The following is an 18,058-nucleotide window of genomic DNA, read 5'->3' on the forward strand; positions in this document are numbered from 1 at the left end:
GGCGAGTGTGCGCGGAGCGGACATTCCGTGCCAACGGATTTCGCCCTGCGTGAGCGACGTATCACCATTCGCGCAAATCATCGGCGTGGCGCGGCACCATCCGGGGTCCCCGGACGTTGTCCAAGGGGAAGGACCACTGCGCCGCCGGGCCTCCCGGCGCGGCGGGGTCCTCGCATACGATGGCCGTTGCTCAATCAAGTCTTATGGAAACCGACCGTCCCAGGCCCGACCGGCAAGGAGACCACCCCCCGTGTCCGTCCTCTCGAAGATCATGCGTGCAGGCGAAGGCAAGATCCTGCGCAAGCTGCACCGCATCGCGGACCAGGTCAACTCCATCGAAGAGGACTTCGTCGACCTCTCCGACGCCGAGCTGCGGGCTCTCACCGAGGAGTACAAGCAGCGGTACGCGGACGGCGAGACCCTGGACGACCTGCTCCCCGAGGCGTTCGCCACCGTCCGCGAGGCCGCCAAGCGCGTCCTCGGCCAGCGTCATTACGACGTGCAGATCATGGGCGGCGCCGCGCTCCACCTCGGTTACGTGGCCGAGATGAAGACCGGTGAGGGCAAGACCCTCGTCGGCACCCTGCCCGCGTATCTGAACGCCCTGTCCGGCAAGGGCGTCCACCTGATCACGGTGAACGACTACCTGGCCGAGCGCGACTCCGAGATGATGGGCCGCGTCCACAAGTTCCTCGGCCTCGAAGTCGGCTGCATCCTGGCCAACATGACGCCGGCCGAGCGGCGCGAGCAGTACGCGTGCGACATCACCTACGGCACGAACAACGAGTTCGGCTTCGACTACCTGCGCGACAACATGGCGTGGGCGTCGGACGAGCTGGTGCAGCGCGGCCACAACTTCGCGATCGTCGACGAGGTGGACTCGATCCTCGTCGACGAGGCCCGTACGCCGCTGATCATCTCCGGCCCCGCCGACCAGGCCACCAAGTGGTACGGCGACTTCGCCAAGCTGGTCACCCGCCTCAAGAAGGGCGAGGCCGGCAACCCCCTCAAGGGCATCGAGGAGACCGGCGACTACGAGGTCGACGAGAAGAAGCGCACCGTCGCCATCCACGAGTCCGGTGTCTCCAAGGTCGAGGACTGGCTGGGCATCGAGAACCTCTACGAGTCGGTCAACACCCCGCTCGTCGGCTACCTGAACAACGCCATCAAGGCCAAGGAGTTGTTCAAGAAGGACAAGGACTACGTCGTCATCGACGGCGAGGTCATGATCGTCGACGAGCACACCGGCCGTATCCTCGCGGGCCGCCGTTACAACGAGGGCATGCACCAGGCGATCGAGGCGAAGGAAGGGGTGGACATCAAGGACGAGAACCAGACGCTCGCCACGATCACCCTGCAGAACTTCTTCCGCCTCTACAAGCGCCAGGACCACCAGGGCAAGGAAGTGCCCGGTCTCTCCGGCATGACCGGTACGGCGATGACCGAGGCCGCCGAGTTCCACCAGATCTACAAGCTCGGCGTGGTGCCGATCCCGACCAACCGGCCCATGGTCCGCAAGGACCAGTCGGACCTGATCTACCGCACCGAGGTCGCCAAGTTCGAGGCGGTCGTCGACGACATCGCCGAGAAGCACGAGAAGGGCCAGCCGATCCTGGTCGGCACCACCTCGGTGGAGAAGTCGGAGTACCTCTCCCAGCAGCTCAGCAAGCGCGGCATCCAGCACGAGGTGCTGAACGCCAAGCACCACGAGCGTGAGGCGTCGATCGTCGCGCAGGCGGGCCGCAAGGGCGCCGTGACGGTGGCCACCAACATGGCCGGCCGCGGTACCGACATCAAGCTCGGCGGCAACCCCGAGGACCTCGCCGAGGCGGAGCTGCGCCAGCACGGGCTCGACCCCGAGGAGCACATCGAGGAGTGGGCGGCCGCGCTGCCCGCCGCGCTGGCCCGGGCCGAGCAGGCGGTGAAGGCCGAGAAGGAAGAGGTCGAGCTGAGCGGCGGTCTCTACGTCCTCGGCACCGAGCGGCACGAGTCGCGGCGTATCGACAACCAGCTCCGCGGCCGGTCCGGCCGTCAGGGCGACCCCGGCGAGTCGCGGTTCTACCTCTCGCTCGGTGACGACCTGATGCGGCTGTTCAAGGCGCAGATGGTGGAGCGCGTGATGGCCATGGCCAACGTGCCGGACGACGTGCCGATCGAGAACAAGATGGTCACCCGCGCGATCGCGTCCGCGCAGTCGCAGGTCGAGCAGCAGAACTTCGAGACGCGCAAGAACGTCCTGAAGTACGACGAGGTGCTCAACCGGCAGCGCGAGGTCATCTACGGCGAGCGGCGCCGCGTCCTGGAGGGCGAGGACCTGCAGGAGCAGGTGCAGCACTTCATGAACGACACGATCGACGCGTACATCGCGGCCGAGACCGCCGACGGGTTCCCCGAGGACTGGGACCTCGACCGGCTGTGGGGCGCCTTCCGGCAGCTCTACCCGGTGAAGGTCACCATCGAGGAGCTGGAGGAGGCCGCGGGCGACCGGGCCGGGCTCACCGCGGAGTTCATCTCCGAGTCCATCAAGGACGACATCCACGCCCAGTACGAGGCGCGTGAGGAGCAGCTCGGCTCCGAGATCATGCGTGAGCTGGAGCGGCGCGTCGTGCTGTCGGTGCTGGACCGCAAGTGGCGCGAGCACCTCTACGAGATGGACTACCTCCAGGAGGGCATCGGCCTCCGCGCCATGGCGCAGAAGGACCCGCTGGTCGAGTACCAGCGCGAGGGCTTCGACATGTTCACCGCCATGATGGAGGGCATCAAGGAGGAGTCCGTCGGCTACCTGTTCAACCTGGAGGTCCAGGTCGAGCAGCAGGTCGAGGAGGTCCCGGTGGAGGCCCAGCCGGTCGGCGAGGGCGTCCAGGACACCGTGCCCGCGCAGGTTCCCGCCGGGGCGCGTCCGGAGATCCGGGCCAAGGGCCTCGACGTGCCGCAGCGCCGCGAGCTGCACTTCTCCGCGCCCACCGTGGACGGCGAGGGCGGCGTCATCGAGCGCGACCTCGAGGACGACGAGCCCATCCGCTCCGAGTCCGACGGCCTCACCCGCGCGGAGCGCCGCCGCCAGGCGAAGGGCGGCCGGCGCCGCAAGAAGTAGCGTGCGCGAGGCTTGAGCAGTGAACCGGGGCCGGGTCCTCCCTAACGGGGGTCCGGCCCCGAGTCGTGTCGTACCAGTGCTAGGGGGCGGGGCGACAGCCCATATGGCTCCTGAGGCCCGCTAGGCGCCCTTCAGGGCGCTGCTGGCCGGCGGGCCGGCGGGGTGGCCAGTTCTACCGCTGTGCAGCGCCAGCGGAGGTCTTCCGACTGTTCGAGGCGGAAGGCGAGGGCTCGGAGGTGGTTGCCGGCGGCGATGCGGGCGAAGACTTCGAGGGCGCCGGTTCGGGGGACGAACCAGCCGAGGTCGTGGACGGTGGGGCGGGGGCCGTGGGTGCGGAGGGGGGTGCGTTCGGCGAGGCGGACCAGGTCGTCGTAGGCGGAGCCGGCGGTGTGGCGGAGCATCCAGTGGACGGGGCGCTGGCCGCTCAGGACGGCCAGCAGGCGGTCGGCGAAGAGGTCGGTGGGGCGCGCCGTCGTGGTGCGGCTGCGTGTGGGGGTGCCGGGGCGGCGGGTGTCGTGGCGGGTCGGCGGCCGGTGGTGCGGCCGGGTCTGCGGCTTGCGGCTCATGACCTTGTTCATGGAAGTCCCCGTTCGGCCGGCCCGGTATGTACCGGGCGGTAACTCAAGTAGGTGGGGACCTTGTACGGGGGCGGGGACCGGCCCGGCAAGGAAGCTCGGCCGGTGTCGCGGGCCTCGCGGGGTTCACTTATCCGTGTGACGGAGGGCTCCGTGGACCCCGTGGTCGCACGGTGCGGGAGGGTGACCCGCGGTGCGGTGGGCTGACGCCGTACGGGGGTCGGGCGGGAACTCGAAAGGGGACGGCCGCACGTATTCTGGAGGCCCTCCTTTGACCAGGAAAGTGACCAGGAAAGAGCGGCCCGCATGCGCGTCTACGTACCCCTGACCCTCCCCGGCCTCGCCAAGGCCCACGAGACGGGTGTGCTGGCGGCGGACCCCTTCGCCGCCTACGCCGTGACGCCCGCGCTGCGCGAGTGGTGCGGTACGGACGACCTGGAGGAGCTGGAGTACACCGCGCTCGGCGAGGCCGCGAACGCCTCGCTTCGGCTGCTGGCCGCCGAAGCCGAGGCGGCCCCGCGCCGCATCGTCGTCGCGGTAGACGTCGCGGACGGCGCCGTCACCCCCGACCCGGACGGCCTCGGCGAGGTGACCGTCGCCGCCTCGGCCCGGCTCGCCAAGGCCGCGGCCGTGCACGCCGACGCCGACGACGCGGAGGCCGACGTCACCGCCGCCGCCCGGGCCGTCGAGGCGGCCGACGCCGGCGACGACACGGCCCGCAAGGCCGTGGACGCCGCCGACGACCACGAGCTGTTGTGGTTCGCCACGCAGGAGATCCCCAGCCTGCTCGCAGCCCCCTGACCTGCATAAACCCCCTCGCCCATACCCGCTGTCAGTGGTCCCCGGTACCTTTTTGGGCATGGGGATGCAGCAGAGCGCACACATCGTCTGGGACTGGAACGGGACCCTGTTCCACGACAACGACGCGATCATCGGGGCGACCAACGCGGCCTTCGCCGAGCTGGGCCTGGAGCCGATCACGCTCGAGCGGTACCGCGCGCTGTACTGCGTCCCCGTACCGAAGTTCTACGAGCGCCTGATGGGCCGGCTGCCCAGTGACCTGGAGTGGGAGGTCATGGACGGCGCCTTCCAGCGGCACTACGCCGAGCACCGGGTGCGCTGCGGGCTCACCGAGGGCGCGGCCGAGCTGCTGGCCGGCTGGGGCGCGGACGGCCACAGCCAGTCCCTGCTGAGCATGTACGGGCACGAGGAGCTGGTCCCGCTGGTGCGCGGCCTCGGCATCGAGTCGCACTTCCTGCGCGTCGACGGCCGCACCGGCCCCTCCGGCGGCAGCAAGGCCGAGCACATGGTCCGCCACCTCAAGGCGATGAGCACCCTGGTCGACCCCGAGCGGACCGTGGTCATCGGTGACGCGGCCGACGACGCGCTGGCCGCCCAGCACGTCGGCGCGCGTGCCGTGCTGTACACGGGCGGCTCGCACGGCCCCGAGAGCCTGCGCGGCGCCGGTGCCCCGGTGGTGGACAGCCTGGCCGAGGCCGTCGCGGAGGCCCGCCGAATAGCGTCGTAACGGTGTCGCGGTCGTTCCCGCCCTGGCGCGAATACGCCACCGGCCCCCTCGTCGCCGCTGTGCAGAACGTCAAACTTCACCCCCCGGTTTTGTACACATACGGCTCATGACGGGGCCCCCGTCGGGAGCGATAGCCTTGTGGCGTGATCAGCGCGATATCTCGCGGGGACGCCACAGTCCCTGCCCTGCGCCCGGACCGCACGGACGAACTCCGTGACCGGGCGGCGGTCGCTGATCTTCCCGGGCGGGACGGGGGCGTCGCAGCCCCCAGGACACCGGGGACGGCCTCCGGCACGACGGTGCGGAGAGCAGCGTCGCTTCCGACAAGTCTGTCGACAATGGCCGAAATCCCCCCGCCCATCTCACCTCGCGGCATAGCGTCGGAACGGACCGGACACCTCGGGCCGTGGCGTCATACCGGAGGGGAAGAGACCGTACTTCCTTCTACGTCACGCAACGGCGCGCGACAGGAGCCAGAGGACAATGCAGACCAAGCTGGACGAAGCCAAGGCCGAGCTGCTCGATCGGGCCGCTCGGGTAGCTGAGAACAGCCCGGTCGGGGGGCACCTACCGACCGGGACCACGAGCGAGGGCACCTCCGGCACCCCGGACAGCGAAGCGGTGCTCGCGTTCCTCCAGCGCTACTACCTGCACACCGCCCCGGAAGACCTGGCCGACCGCGACCCGGTCGACGTCTTCGGTGCCGCGGTCTCCCACTACCGTCTCGCCGAGACCCGCCCGCAGGGCACGGCCAACGTGCGGGTGCACACCCCGACCGTGGAAGAGAACGGGTGGACGTGCAGCCACACGGTCGTGGAGGTCGTCACCGACGACATGCCCTTCCTGGTCGACTCGGTCACCAACGAGCTGACCCGCCAGGGCCGCGGCATCCATGTCGTGATCCACCCGCAGGTCGTCGTCCGCCGCGATGTCACCGGCAAGCTGATCGAGGTCCTGCCCACCGGCCCGCACGGCGAGCTGCCGCACGACGCGCACGTCGAATCCTGGATTCACGTCGAGATCGACCGCGAGACCGACCGCGCCGACCTCAAGCAGATCTCCGCCGACCTGCTGCGCGTCCTGTCCGACGTGCGCGAGGCCGTCGAGGACTGGGAGAAGATGCGCGAGGCGTCCGTCCGGATCGCCGACGAGCTGCGCGACGAGCCCCGCCCCGCCGACCTCCCCGCCGCCGAGGTGGACGAGGCCCGCGAACTGCTGCGCTGGCTCTCCGCCGACCACTTCACCTTCCTCGGCTACCGCGAGTACGAGCTGCGCGGCGACGACTCGCTGAGCGCCAAGGCCGGCACCGGCCTCGGCATCCTGCGCTCCGACCCGCACCACTCCGAGGACGACGAACACCCGGTCAGCCCCTCCTTCGAGCGGCTCCCGGCCGACGCCCGCGCCAAGGCCCGCGAGCACCGCCTGCTGGTGCTGACCAAGGCCAACAGCCGGGCCACCGTGCACCGCCCGTCGTACCTGGACTACATCGGCGTCAAGAAGTTCGACGCGGACGGCAACGTCGTCGGCGAGCGCCGCTTCCTCGGGCTGTTCTCCTCCGCCGCGTACACCGAGTCGGTGCGCCGGGTGCCGGTGATCCGCCGCAAGGTCGCCGAGGTGCTGGAGCGCGCCGGGTTCTCGCCCAACAGCCACGACGGCCGCGACCTGCTCCAGATCCTGGAGACCTACCCGCGCGACGAGCTGTTCCAGACCCCGCCCGCCGAGCTGCAGTCCATCGCCACCAGCGTGCTGTACCTCCAGGAGCGCCGCCGGCTGCGGCTCTACCTGCGCCAGGACGAATACGGCCGCTACTACTCGGCCCTGGTCTACCTGCCCCGCGACCGGTACACCACCGGCGTCCGGCTGCGGATCATCGACATCCTCAAGGAGGAACTGGGCGGCATCAGCGTCGACTTCACCGCCTGGAACACCGAGTCGATCCTGTCCCGGCTGCACTTCGTCGTCCGCGTCCAGCCCGGCACCGAGCTGCCCCAGCTCTCCGACGCCGACAAGGAGCGCATCGAGGCCCGCCTGGTCGAGGCCACCCGCTCCTGGTCCGACGGCTTCGCCGAGGCGCTCAACGCCGAGTGCGGCGAGGAGCGCGCCGCCGAGCTGCTGCGCCGCTACAGCAACGCCTTCACCGAGGGCTACAAGGCCGACCACTCCCCGCGCGCCGCGGTCTCCGACCTGGTCCACCTGGAGCGGCTGAGCAACGAGAAGGGCAACGACTTCTCGCTCAGCCTGTACGAGCCGGTGGGCGCCGCCCCCGGCGAGCGCCGGTTCAAGATCTACCGCAAGGGTGACGCGGTCTCCCTCTCCGCCGTGCTGCCGGTCCTCAACCGGCTCGGCGTCGAGGTCGTCGACGAGCGCCCCTACGAGCTGCGCCGCACCGACCGCAGCACCGCGTGGATCTACGACTTCGGCCTGCGCCTGCCGCAGACCGCCGGCGGCGCCGACCACCTGGGCGAGGACGGCCGCGAGCGGTTCCAGGACGCGTTCGCCGCGACCTGGACCGGCCAGGCGGAGAACGACGGCTTCAACGCCCTCGTGCTGAGCGCCGGGCTGACCTGGCGGCAGGCGATGGTGCTGCGCGCCTACGCCAAGTACCTGCGCCAGGCGGGCTCCACCTTCAGCCAGGACTACATGGAGGACACCCTCCGCAACAACGTCCACACCACCCGGCTGCTGGTCTCCCTGTTCGAGGCCCGGATGTCCCCGGACCGGCAGAAGGCCGGGCTGGAGATCACCGACGCCCTGCTGGAGGAGCTGGACGCCGCGCTGGACCAGGTGGCGAGCCTGGACGAGGACCGCATCCTGCGTTCCTTCCTGACCGTCATCAAGGCCACCCTGCGCACCAACTTCTTCCAGGAAGCCCGCGACGGCGGCCCGCACGCGTACGTGTCGATGAAGTTCGACCCGCAGGCCATCCCCGACCTGCCCGCACCGCGCCCGGCGTACGAGATCTGGGTGTACTCCCCGCGCGTCGAGGGCGTGCACCTGCGCTTCGGCAAGGTCGCGCGCGGCGGCCTGCGCTGGTCGGACCGGCGTGAGGACTTCCGTACCGAGATCCTCGGCCTGGTCAAGGCGCAGATGGTGAAGAACACCGTCATCGTGCCGGTCGGCGCCAAGGGCGGGTTCGTCGCCAAGCAGCTCCCCGACCCGAGCGTGGACCGGGACGCCTGGCTGGCCGAGGGCATCGCCAGCTACAAGACGTTCATCTCCGCCCTGCTCGACATCACCGACAACATGGTGGCCGGCGAGGTCGTCCCGCCCGAGGACGTGGTCCGTCACGACGGCGAGGACACCTACCTGGTGGTCGCCGCCGACAAGGGCACGGCGACGTTCTCCGACATCGCCAACGAGGTCGCCCAGTCCTACGACTTCTGGCTCGGGGACGCCTTCGCCTCCGGCGGCAGCGCGGGCTACGACCACAAGGGCATGGGCATCACCGCGCGGGGCGCCTGGGAGTCGGTGAAGCGGCACTTCCGCGAGCTGGACCTGGACACCCAGTCCGAGGACTTCACGGTCGTCGGCATCGGTGACATGTCCGGCGACGTGTTCGGCAACGGCATGCTGCTCTCCGAGCACATCCGCCTGGTCGCCGCCTTCGACCACCGGCACATCTTCATCGACCCGGTCCCGGACGCGGCCACCGGCTACGCGGAGCGCCGCCGCCTGTTCGAGCTGCCCCGCTCGAGCTGGGCCGACTACGACACCTCGCTGCTGTCGGCGGGCGGCGGGATCTTCCCGCGCAGCGCCAAGTCGATCCCGCTGAACCACCACATCCGGGAGGCGCTGGGCATCGAGGAGAAGGTCTCCAAGATGACCCCGGCCGACCTGATGAAGACGATCCTCAAGGCGCCGGTCGACCTGCTGTGGAACGGCGGCATCGGCACCTACGTCAAGTCCTCGGCGGAGACCGACGCCGACGTCGGTGACAAGGCCAACGACGCCATCCGCGTCGACGGCGCCGACCTGCGCGTCAAGGTCGTCGGCGAGGGCGGCAACCTGGGCCTGACCCAGCTCGGCCGGATCGAGTTCGCGCTGCAGGGCGGCCGGATCAACACCGACGCCATCGACAACAGCGCCGGTGTGGACACCTCCGACCACGAGGTGAACATCAAGATCCTGCTCAACAGCCTGGTCACCGACGGGGACATGACCGTCAAGCAGCGCAACAAGCTGCTCGCGGAGATGACCGACGAGGTCGGCGCCCTGGTCCTGCGCAACAACTACGCGCAGAACACCGCGCTGGCCAACGCGCTCGCCCAGTCCAAGGACATGCTGCACGCGCAGGCCCGGTTCATCCGGCACCTGGTGCGCGAGGGCCACCTCAACCGGGCGCTGGAGTTCCTGCCCACCGACCGCCAGATCCGGGAGCGGCTGAACCAGGGCCAGGGCCTCACCAGCCCCGAGACCGCGGTGCTGCTGGCGTACACGAAGATCACGGTCGCCGAGGAGCTGCTGCACACCTCGCTGCCGGACGACGCGTACCTGCGCGGGCTGCTGCACGCGTACTTCCCGACCGCGCTGCGCGAGCGGTTCGCCGAGGTCATCGACAGCCACCCGCTGCGCCGGGAGATCACCACCACCGTGCTGGTCAACGACACGGTGAACACGGGCGGTACGACGTATCTGCACCGGCTCCGCGAGGAGACGGGGGCCTCGCTGGAGGAGATCGTCCGCGCCCAGACCGCGGCCCGCGCGATCTTCTGCTCGTCCCCGGTGTGGGACGCGGTGGAGGCGCTGGACAACCAGGTCGACGCGGCCGTGCAGACCCGTATCCGGCTGCACTCGCGCCGGCTGGTCGAGCGCGGCACCCGCTGGCTGCTGAACAACCGGCCGCAGCCGCTCCAGCTCGCCGAGACCGTGGAGTTCTTCGCGGACCGGGTCGAGCAGGTCTGGCAGCAGATGCCGAAGCTGCTGCGCGGCGCGGACCTCGAGTGGTACCAGCACGTGTACGACGAGCTGTCCGCCGCCGGTGTCCCGGCCGAACTGGCCACCCGCGTGGCCGGGTTCTCCTCCGCCTTCCCGGCGCTGGACATCGTCTCGGTGGCCGACCGCACGGGCAAGGAGCCGCTGGACGTGGCCGAGGTGTACTACGACCTCGCCGACCGGCTGCACATCACCCAGCTCATGGACCGCATCATCGAGCTGCCCCGCGCGGACCGCTGGCAGTCGATGGCCCGCGCCTCCATCCGCGAGGACCTGTACGCGGCCCACGCGGCGCTCACCGCGGACGTGCTCGCGGCGGGCAACGGCACCTCCACGCCGGAGCAGCGGTTCAAGGCGTGGGAGGAGAAGAACGCGCCCATCCTGAGCCGGGCCCGCGCCACGCTGGAGGAGATCCGCAGCTCGGACGCGTTCGACCTCGCCAACCTCTCGGTGGCGATGCGCACGATGCGGACGCTGCTGCGCACGCACGCGTGACCGGCGCCGCCTGAGCGTAGGGGCGCCCCCGGACCGGAGAACCCGGCCGGGGGCGCCCTTGTCGCTTTAGGAGTGTTCTGTCCGTTTCGGATAGGGTCTGGCCCGTGACAGCGAACCTCACCGGGTCCCGCGCACGGCGGGCCCGTCCGTCGTCGCGGGAGGCCCCGTCACTGGTGGCCGTCGCCCTCGCCGCGCTCGTCCCGCTGCTGATGCTGCTGGCCGTGGTGCGGCTGCCCTGGGCCGGTGACCTGGGCATACACGCGGCGACGGTGCAGCGGCTCCGGCACAGCCTGCTGGACCCCGGCAACCCGCTGGTCGACGCGGAAACCCCGAGCCCGTACTACTCGCCCTGGATACTGGTACTGGGCCTGCTCGCCCGGCTGACCGGGCTGCCGGTGTTCGTGGTGCTGCGGATCGGCGCGCTGGCCGGGCTCGGGCTGCTGTTCACCGGGGTATGGCGGTACGTGCGCACGCTCAGCGCGCACCGGGCGGCGCCCGCGCTCGCCCTGCTGTGCCTGGTCCTCCTGTGGGGGCCCGACCTGCTCAACTGGAGCGGTTTCCTCGGCCTGAACTCCCTCGCGCTGACGGTCGCGTATCCCAGCGTGTTCGCGCTCGGGCTGTCCTTCCACTTCTGGGCCTGGCTCACGACCACCCTCCGCGCGCCCACCGGCTGGGCCCGCTGGCTCGGCCTCGGCGCGCTCTGGGCGCTGATCCTGCTCTGCCACCAGTTCACCGGCGTGGTCGCCACCCTCGGCGCGCTCGCCACGGTCCTCGCCGCCCGCCCGGACCGCCAGGTCCTCCCGAGGCTCGCCGTCGCGCTCGCCGTGGGTATCGTCCTGCTGTGGCTGTGGCCGTACTACGACTTCTTCGCGCTGTTCTCCGCCGGCACCGGGCTTGAGGCGATCCACCGTTCGCTCTACTCCGACCTGCTCGGCCGGTTCGGGCTGGCCCTGCTCGGGGTCGTCGCCCTCGCACTTCGCTGGCGGCGCGACCACCGGGACCCGCTGGTGCTCTTCTTCGCCCTGGGCGCCCTGCTGTTCGCGGCCGGGGGCCTTACCGGGCACTACTCCTGGGGCCGCGCCGCGCCCGCCGCGCTGATCCCGGCCCAGCTCGCGGCCGCGCTGGAGACGGTGTCGGCCGGGCGGCGGGCGTACCGGCTCGGCTGGGCCTGCGTGCTCGGGGCCGCCCTGGCCGTGGGCGCCTGGGGCCAGGCGGGGATGCTCGGCTATGTCGTCCCGCGCGACGCGCTGCCCGCGCCGGTCGCCGCCAAGTACCGCCCGCCGTGGGTCGGTTACCACTGGATCACGCCCTGGGTCGGCTACGGGCAGGTGGTGATGGCCCGTACGGTGCCGTCCCGGCAGATCCCCGCCTACGGCCCGTACACCGTGGCGCCCGGCTACCCGGACGTGTTCCTGCCGGACCAGGGCGGCCGGGACGCGGCGGTGCAGCGGTACTTCGACGCCGGTACCTCCTCCGAGACCCGGCGGGCCATAGCGCGCCGGTACGGGGTGCGCTGGGTGATCGGGCCGGCCGCCGACGCCGAGCCGTGGCTGCGCCCGGTGACGACCGGCCCGGCCGGACAGGTGCTCTACGCGGTGCGCGACTGAGCGGGGCTCACTTCAGCGCGCTCGTCACCAGCCGGAACGCGTTGCGCACCCGCGGCCGGTCGATCCTGCGCACCACCGGCCGCAGCACCCGCGCCGTGACCCCCACCGGCTGCCAGCGGATCTGGAGCCGGCCGGGGTTGCGCCCCTCGGGCTCGACCGTGATCCGGTGCGCCGCGCCCCCCGACTCCACCCGCGCGGACAGCGCCGGGAAGGTGAGCGGTGCCAGCAGCAGCCCCGAGTGCGCGAGGCCCTGCTGCTGGAGGCGGACCTGCGGATGCCGGACCCCCTCGAAGCCCTGGAGGGGGAGCCGGGCGAGGGTCAGGTCCAGATGGACCCGGCCCTCGAACACGCCGGGCCGCACCGGGTCCAGCCGGAACGGCACCGTCAGCCGCCGCCGGCCGGGGGAGAGCAGCAGCCCCGCCCGCTGCGGGCCCACCGGGAGCCGCAGTCCGGGGTCGTAGGTGCGCACCGTCAGGGTCAGCGCGGCGCCCGGGCCGGGCCGCAGGTCGGTGATCTCGTGCCGGAAGAAGGCGGTGGAGAAGGGGCGGGTCTCCAGCTCCAGGTCGGTCAGGTCCAGCTCCCGCCGCCCCCGCTCGGTCCTGGGCACCGAGCCGCCCCAGTAGGGCGTGCCGTCGGTGTCAGCGGTGACCTCGCGGGGGGCCACCGGGTGCCCGAGACCCCGCGCGGCGAGCCGGACCCCGGCGAGGTCGCCCGCGCGCAGCAGCTCCAGCACCACCCGCTCGGGGCGGGGCAGCCGGGCGTAGGCGCCCTCGGCGAGGGTGTCCAGGTAGGGGTTCATGACCTCGGCGAACTCCGCCAGCCAGGCGTCGTCCCGGTAGGGCAGGTCGCCCGCGTACATCCGGAAGTCGTGCTTGAGGAACTTGAAGTCCTTGTCCTCGCGCAGCCCCGCCTGCCCGCTCTCCACCAGGAAGGCGTCGATCAGGCGCTGCACGTGCACCCGGTCGGCGACGTTGGAGATCTTGTGCCGCTGGTTGGAGATGGAGGCGCTGGACTGGTCCGCGTACGGCTCGATGTACCAGGTGTAGACCGGGTCCGGGATGATCGTGAACGCCCGCGCGAGGCCGTACGCCTGGGCCGAGAAGAGCTGGTCCTCGTAGTGGATGCCCTCGGGGAAGCGCAGGTGGTGGCGGTCGAGGAAGGCGCGGGCGTACATCTTGCTGGTCGACAGGTGCTCGAAGAGCAGCCGGGGGTCGGCCGCGATGCCGTTCAGGGTGCGGCGCTCGCGGACCAGGTGCGGCATCCAGGTGGTGCGGCGGCCGTTGTCCACCCGGACCCGGCGCACCGCGCCCATGGTGAAGTCGACCTCGCGCTCCCGGTGCGCCGCGAGTAGCAACTCGACAGCGCGGGGCGGGAGTTCGTCGTCGCTGTCGAGGAACATCAGATACGGGGCGCGGGCGATGTCGATGGCCCGGTTGCGCGGGGCGCTGCACCCGCCGCTGTTCTCCGGCAGGCGCAGGTAGCGCACCCGGCTGTCCTCGGCGGCCAGCCGCCGGGCCACCTCGGGGGTGTCGTCGGTGGAGTGGTCGTCGCTGATGACGATCTCGATGTTCTCGTGGGTCTGCGCGCGCAGGGAGGCGACCGCGCGGGGCAGCCGGGCCGCGTCGTTGTAGACGATGACGGTGACCGTGACGTCGGGGGTCGTCATCCTTGGAGCTCCTCGGGCGTCGGGGCGGGGGAACGTTCCTCCAGCTCAAGCACGGGCGGCAGCGCCTCCTCGGGCTCACCGAGGAACACCCGCCGCACGACCCGTTCGGCGGCCCGGCCGTCGTCGAACTCGCAGAAGCGGCGCCGGAACGCCGTGCGGGCCTTCGTCGCGGTCTCGTCGCGCCAGGCGCCCGAGGTGAGGATCTCGGTCAGCTCCTCCTGGGTGCGGGCGACCCGGCCGGGGGCCTCGGCCATCAGGTCGAAGTAGACCCCGCGCGTGGTGCGGTAGGTCTCCCAGTCGTCGGCGTGCACGACGATCGGGCGGTCCAGGTTGGCGTAGTCGAACATGATCGACGAGTAGTCCGTGACCAGCACATCCGCGGCCAGGCAGAGTTCCTCGACCGGGTCGTAGGCGGAGACGTCGATGATGCGGCCGGTGCGGCGCAGCCCGGTCAGCGGGGAGGCCGCGCCGCCGCCGTAGAAGTAGTGGGCGCGCACCAGCAGCACGGTGTCCTCGCCCAGCCGGTCGGCGAGGGTGGCGAGGTCCAGGCGCGGGGTGAACCCGGCCTCGTAGTCGCGGTGGGTCGGCGCGTAGAGGACGGCGGTGCGGCCGGGCGGGATGCCGAGGCGCTCGCGGGCGGCGCGTACGTCATCGGCCGTGGCGGTGTAGAAGACGTCGTTGCGCGGATAGCCGTGGTCCAGCGAGGTGTAGCGGGCCGGGTAGGCACGCTCCCACATCCGGGTGGAGTGGCTGTTGGCGCTGACGCTGTAGTCCCACTTGTCGATCCGGGACAGCAGGGCGGCGAAGTCGAGCCCCTGGGCGGCCGCCGGGTGCTCCCGCTGGTCCAGGCCCATGCGCTTGAGCGGGGTGCCGTGGTGGGTCTGGAGATGGACCGAGCCGGGGCGCTTGACCACCGCGTTGGGGAAGTTGACGTTGTTGACCAGGTACTTGGCGGTGGCCAGCGTCTCCCAGTAGCGCCGGGTGCCGGGAATGACATGGTCGGTGCCGTGGGGAAGAAGGGCCGCGTTCTCCTTGGTCACCACCCACACCGGGTGGATGTGCGGGGCGAGTTCGGCCAGCTTGGCGGCGATGGCGGCCGGGTTGCAGGCCACTCCCCGGTCCCAGTAGGCCGCGAACACCGCCAGGTGGGGATCGAGCGGGCGGGTGAGCGCCCTGCGGTACTGCTGTTCGCGCAGCCGCACCCCGAGCCGCCGCTTGCGGGCGCGGACCGCCTTGCGGGCCGAGCGCCGGGTGCGGTTGGCGGTCTGCAGCGCCCGGTACCTGGTGTACGCGCCCTCCTCCAGCAGCGCGTGCCGTACGCCTTCCAGGCCCGCCGGGCGCTGGTGGCCCTCGGGGCGCCAGCGGACGGCGGCGGCCGAGGCACGGCGGAAGAACTCGCGGGCCACCGGCTCCGGCATGCCCTCGCGGGCGAAGACCCGCACCAGGTCACGGACCATCAGCCCGTACAGCACCGCCCGCACCGGGCGGCGGCCCTCGGTGAGGGCGAGGAGGCGCTCGTAGCGGTCGATCAGGGCGTAGCGGTCCTCGGGGGTGCGCGGGGGCAGGCTCTCCCGGCGCAGTCTGCGGTCGTCGTACGCCGTCTGGTCGAGGCAGGCCACGCGGTCGGCGCGGAGCAGGGCGGCCTGGGCGGTGAAGTTCTCGTCGCCGCCGGAGAACTCCTCCTCGTGCTCCCGCCAGAACGCGGCGCGCACCGCGCGGGTGCCGAGCAGCGGGGTGAGGCGGAGCAGGTCGGGCGAGTCGTCCAGGGTGACGGCGGCACGGCCGGCCCCGGCGAGCAGGCGGCCGTCGCGGGAGGGGACGGCGGTGGTGCGCCAGGTGGTGGTGACATGGTCCAGCAGCACGACGTCGGTGCGCTCGTCCAGTTCGGCGGTGCGCTCGGCCAGCAGCCGGGGGGCTCCGGCGGGCAGCCCGTCCTTGGCGTGCACGAAGTGCAGCCAGCGGCCCGAGGCCCGCGCGGCCCCCGCCGACCGGGCCTCGGCGTCCGGCGTGCCCTCGGGCAGCGGCACGGTGACCGTCTCCGGGGCGTGGCCCTCGGCCGTCTCCCGCGCCCAGTCGCCGACCGCCGCGACGATCACCTCGGTGTCCGGGAGCGGATGCGCGTCCAGGGAGTCGAGCAGTTCGGTCAGATGCCCCTGCGTGTTGGGCCCGTAGACGATGACGCTGAGTTGGGGCATCTGGAGGGGCTCCTTCGGCTCTTCGTCCCGGCGGTCACCTTTCATAACATACTGTCATTACACGACTGAAAGGGATATCCACGCGTGAAGCGGAAGCCCCTTGGCTACTTCTTCTTGCGGTCGCCCGTGAACGCCTCGTACTCCTTGAGCACGTCCTCGGTGGCGCCGTCCATGCGCAGCTCGCCGCGCTCCAGCCAGAGCACCCGCTCGCAGGTGTCGCGGATGGACTTGTTGTTGTGGCTGACCAGGAAGACCGTGCCGGCGTGCTTGCGCAGCTCGCGGATGCGGGCCTCGGAGCGCTTCTGGAAGGAGCGGTCACCGGTGGCCAGCGCCTCGTCGATCAGCAGCACGTCGTGGTCCTTGGCGGCGGCGATGGAGAAGCGGAGCCGGGCCGCCATGCCCGAGGAGTAGGTGCGCATCGGCAGGGTGATGAAGTCGCCCTTCTCGTTGATCCCGGAGAAGTCGACGATGTCCTGGTAGCGCTCCTTGATCTGCTCGCGGGACATCCCCATGGCGAGACCGCCGAGGTGGACGTTGCGCTCGCCGGTCAGGTCGCTCATCAGGGCCGCGTTGACGCCCAGCAGCGAGGGCTGGCCGTCGGTGTAGATATGGCCGTTCTCCACCGGGAGCAGGCCGGCCACCGCCTTGAGCAGGGTGGACTTGCCGGAGCCGTTGGAGCCGATCAGGCCGATCGCCTCGCCCCGGTGGGCGACGAAGGACACCTTCTTCACGGCGTGCACCCGGCGCACCCCGGCCGCCTTCTCGGCCTTGCCCCGGCGCAGGATGCGGTTGAGGGCGGCGGTGGCCGAGCCCCGGCCCGCGCCGGTGCCGTTGACCCGGTAGACGATGTCGACGCGGTCGGCGACGACGGTGGGGACCTGCTCGGCGCTCGCGCCCTGAGCGGTCGGGACGGGGGAGATGGTCTGCTCAGCCACGGCCGTAGGTCTCCTCAGCCTTCCAGAAGTAGATGAAGCCGCCGATCCCGGCGGCGACCGCCCAGCCGGCCGCCGCGAGCCACACGTGCGGGGGCAGCTTGCCGGCGCCGAAGCTGTCGATCAGCGCGAACCGCATGAGGTCGATGTAGAGCGCGGCCGGGTTGTACTCCAGCAGCAGCGACAGCGCGCGCGGCTGGTCCTTGGTGTGCTGGTCGATGCTCCACATCACGCCGGACACGTACATCCAGGTGCGCAGCAGGAACGGCATGAGCTGGGCGATGTCCGGGGTCTTGGCGCCCATCCGGGCCAGCACCATCGACACGCCCGCGTTGAACACGAACTGCAGGACCAGCGCGGGCAGCGCCAGCAGCCAGGACGCCGAGACCGGCACGCCCACGCAGAGGATGATCGCGATCAGCGCCAGCATCGAGAACAGCAGTTGCTGGAGCTGCTGGAGGCAGAACGAGATCGGCAGCGCGGCGCGCGGGAAGTGCAGCGCCCGCACCAGGCCCAGGTTGCCGGAGATGGCCCGCGTGCCCGCCATGATCGAGCTCTGCGTGAACGTCCACACGAACACGCCCGTCACCAGGAACGGGATGAAGTCGGCGACCCCGCGCTTGGTGCCCAGCAGCACGCCGAAGATGAAGTAGTAGACCGCCGCGTTCAGCAGCGGGGTCATCACCTGCCAGAGCTGACCGAGCTTCGCCTGGCTGTACTGCGCGGTCAGCTTGGCGGTGGCGAAGGCGGTGATGAAGTGCCGCCGGTCCCAGAGCTGCCGGACGTACGCCGGTACGGAGGGGCGGGCGCCGCTGACGGTCAGGCCGTGCCGGGCGGCCAGTGCCGCCAGGTCGCCGTCGGCCGGAACCTGCATCGGGGGCGGTGCGTCGAGGACATGGCTCACATCCGCTGCTTTCGATCGGGTGGTGGGGGAAGCGCGGTCCGGCCGTTGCCCGCCGTTTCCGCACGCTTTCCCGTACGTTTACTTACGTCGGGACGGGACCGTATCGTCGCAACGGGAGAGTAGGCCCATC

10 protein-coding genes are annotated in these 18,058 nt (G+C 71.2%); 5 read left to right on the forward strand and 5 right to left on the reverse strand.

Features of this window, described 5'->3' with window-relative positions; genetic code table 11:
- The first annotated feature begins 250 nt into the window (after positions 1-250).
- Entirely contained in the window at positions 251-3,094 is a 2,844-nt protein-coding gene (secA, locus tag E5083_RS29265; protein WP_135788697.1) for a preprotein translocase subunit SecA, read from the forward strand.
- Positions 3,095-3,225: 131 nt separating this feature from the next.
- Here secA and E5083_RS29270 read toward each other — a convergent pair whose 3' ends face one another.
- Positions 3,226-3,672, reverse strand: coding sequence for an Rv3235 family protein (locus tag E5083_RS29270; protein WP_135788698.1), 447 nt, complete (start codon positions 3,670-3,672; stop codon positions 3,226-3,228).
- 303 nt (positions 3,673-3,975) lie between these two features.
- Here E5083_RS29270 and E5083_RS29275 point away from each other — a divergent pair, with 303 nt between their 5' ends.
- The 4 genes from E5083_RS29275 (at position 3,976) to E5083_RS29290 (ending at position 12,231) form a co-directional block, all read left to right on the forward strand.
- On the forward strand, positions 3,976-4,470 hold the full coding sequence (locus E5083_RS29275; protein WP_135788699.1) for a DUF6912 family protein: 495 nt from the start codon (positions 3,976-3,978) through the stop codon (positions 4,468-4,470).
- Between the two features lie 58 nt (positions 4,471-4,528).
- Positions 4,529-5,197 carry an HAD family hydrolase gene (locus E5083_RS29280; RefSeq protein WP_135788700.1) on the forward strand — a complete coding sequence of 223 codons (669 nt, stop codon included), beginning with the start codon at positions 4,529-4,531 and terminating at the stop codon, positions 5,195-5,197.
- A 483-nt stretch (positions 5,198-5,680) separates the two neighbouring features.
- Positions 5,681-10,624, forward strand: coding sequence for an NAD-glutamate dehydrogenase (locus E5083_RS29285; protein WP_135788701.1), 4,944 nt, complete (start codon positions 5,681-5,683; stop codon positions 10,622-10,624).
- 209 nt (positions 10,625-10,833) lie between these two features.
- Positions 10,834-12,231: a hypothetical protein gene (locus tag E5083_RS29290; RefSeq protein ID WP_135788784.1), complete on the forward strand. Its 1,398-nt coding sequence runs from the start codon at positions 10,834-10,836 to the stop codon at positions 12,229-12,231.
- A gap of 7 nt (positions 12,232-12,238) precedes the next feature.
- Here E5083_RS29290 and E5083_RS29295 read toward each other — a convergent pair whose 3' ends face one another.
- From E5083_RS29295 to E5083_RS29310, 4 genes are all read right to left on the reverse strand, one after another.
- The gene (locus tag E5083_RS29295) at positions 12,239-13,897 is read right to left on the reverse strand and encodes a glycosyltransferase family 2 protein (protein ID WP_135788702.1); all 1,659 of its coding nucleotides are present in this window, start codon (positions 13,895-13,897) and stop codon (positions 12,239-12,241) included.
- Positions 13,894-16,092: a CDP-glycerol glycerophosphotransferase family protein gene (locus E5083_RS29300; RefSeq protein WP_135788703.1), complete on the reverse strand. Its 2,199-nt coding sequence runs from the start codon at positions 16,090-16,092 to the stop codon at positions 13,894-13,896. The genes E5083_RS29295 and E5083_RS29300 overlap by 4 nt, the downstream gene beginning before the upstream one ends.
- A 104-nt stretch (positions 16,093-16,196) precedes the next feature.
- Positions 16,197-17,027, reverse strand: coding sequence for an ABC transporter ATP-binding protein (locus tag E5083_RS29305; RefSeq protein WP_208754196.1), 831 nt, complete (start codon positions 17,025-17,027; stop codon positions 16,197-16,199).
- The gene (locus E5083_RS29310; protein WP_135788704.1) at positions 17,020-17,928 is read right to left on the reverse strand and encodes an ABC transporter permease; all 909 of its coding nucleotides are present in this window, start codon (positions 17,926-17,928) and stop codon (positions 17,020-17,022) included. The genes E5083_RS29305 and E5083_RS29310 overlap by 8 nt, the downstream gene beginning before the upstream one ends.
- Positions 17,929-18,058: the final 130 nt, after the last annotated feature.

Origin of the sequence: Streptomyces bauhiniae (assembly GCF_004784475.1) — a bacterium.
Lineage (GTDB): Bacteria > Actinomycetota > Actinomycetes > Streptomycetales > Streptomycetaceae > Streptomyces > Streptomyces seoulensis.

What these genes read in the sequence shown, in the direction of transcription:
- E5083_RS29295 (WP_135788702.1), bottom strand. Translation starts at nt 13,897, where the DNA reads ATGACGACCCCCGACGTCACGGTCACCGTCATCGTCTACAACGACGCG.
- E5083_RS29285 (WP_135788701.1), top strand. Translation starts at nt 5,681, where the DNA reads ATGCAGACCAAGCTGGACGAAGCCAAGGCCGAGCTGCTCGATCGGGCC.
- E5083_RS29275 (WP_135788699.1), top strand. Translation starts at nt 3,976, where the DNA reads ATGCGCGTCTACGTACCCCTGACCCTCCCCGGCCTCGCCAAGGCCCAC.
- E5083_RS29290 (WP_135788784.1), top strand. Translation starts at nt 10,834, where the DNA reads ATGCTGCTGGCCGTGGTGCGGCTGCCCTGGGCCGGTGACCTGGGCATA.
- E5083_RS29270 (WP_135788698.1), bottom strand. Translation starts at nt 3,672, where the DNA reads ATGAACAAGGTCATGAGCCGCAAGCCGCAGACCCGGCCGCACCACCGG.
- E5083_RS29280 (WP_135788700.1), top strand. Translation starts at nt 4,529, where the DNA reads ATGGGGATGCAGCAGAGCGCACACATCGTCTGGGACTGGAACGGGACC.
- E5083_RS29300 (WP_135788703.1), bottom strand. Translation starts at nt 16,092, where the DNA reads ATGCCCCAACTCAGCGTCATCGTCTACGGGCCCAACACGCAGGGGCAT.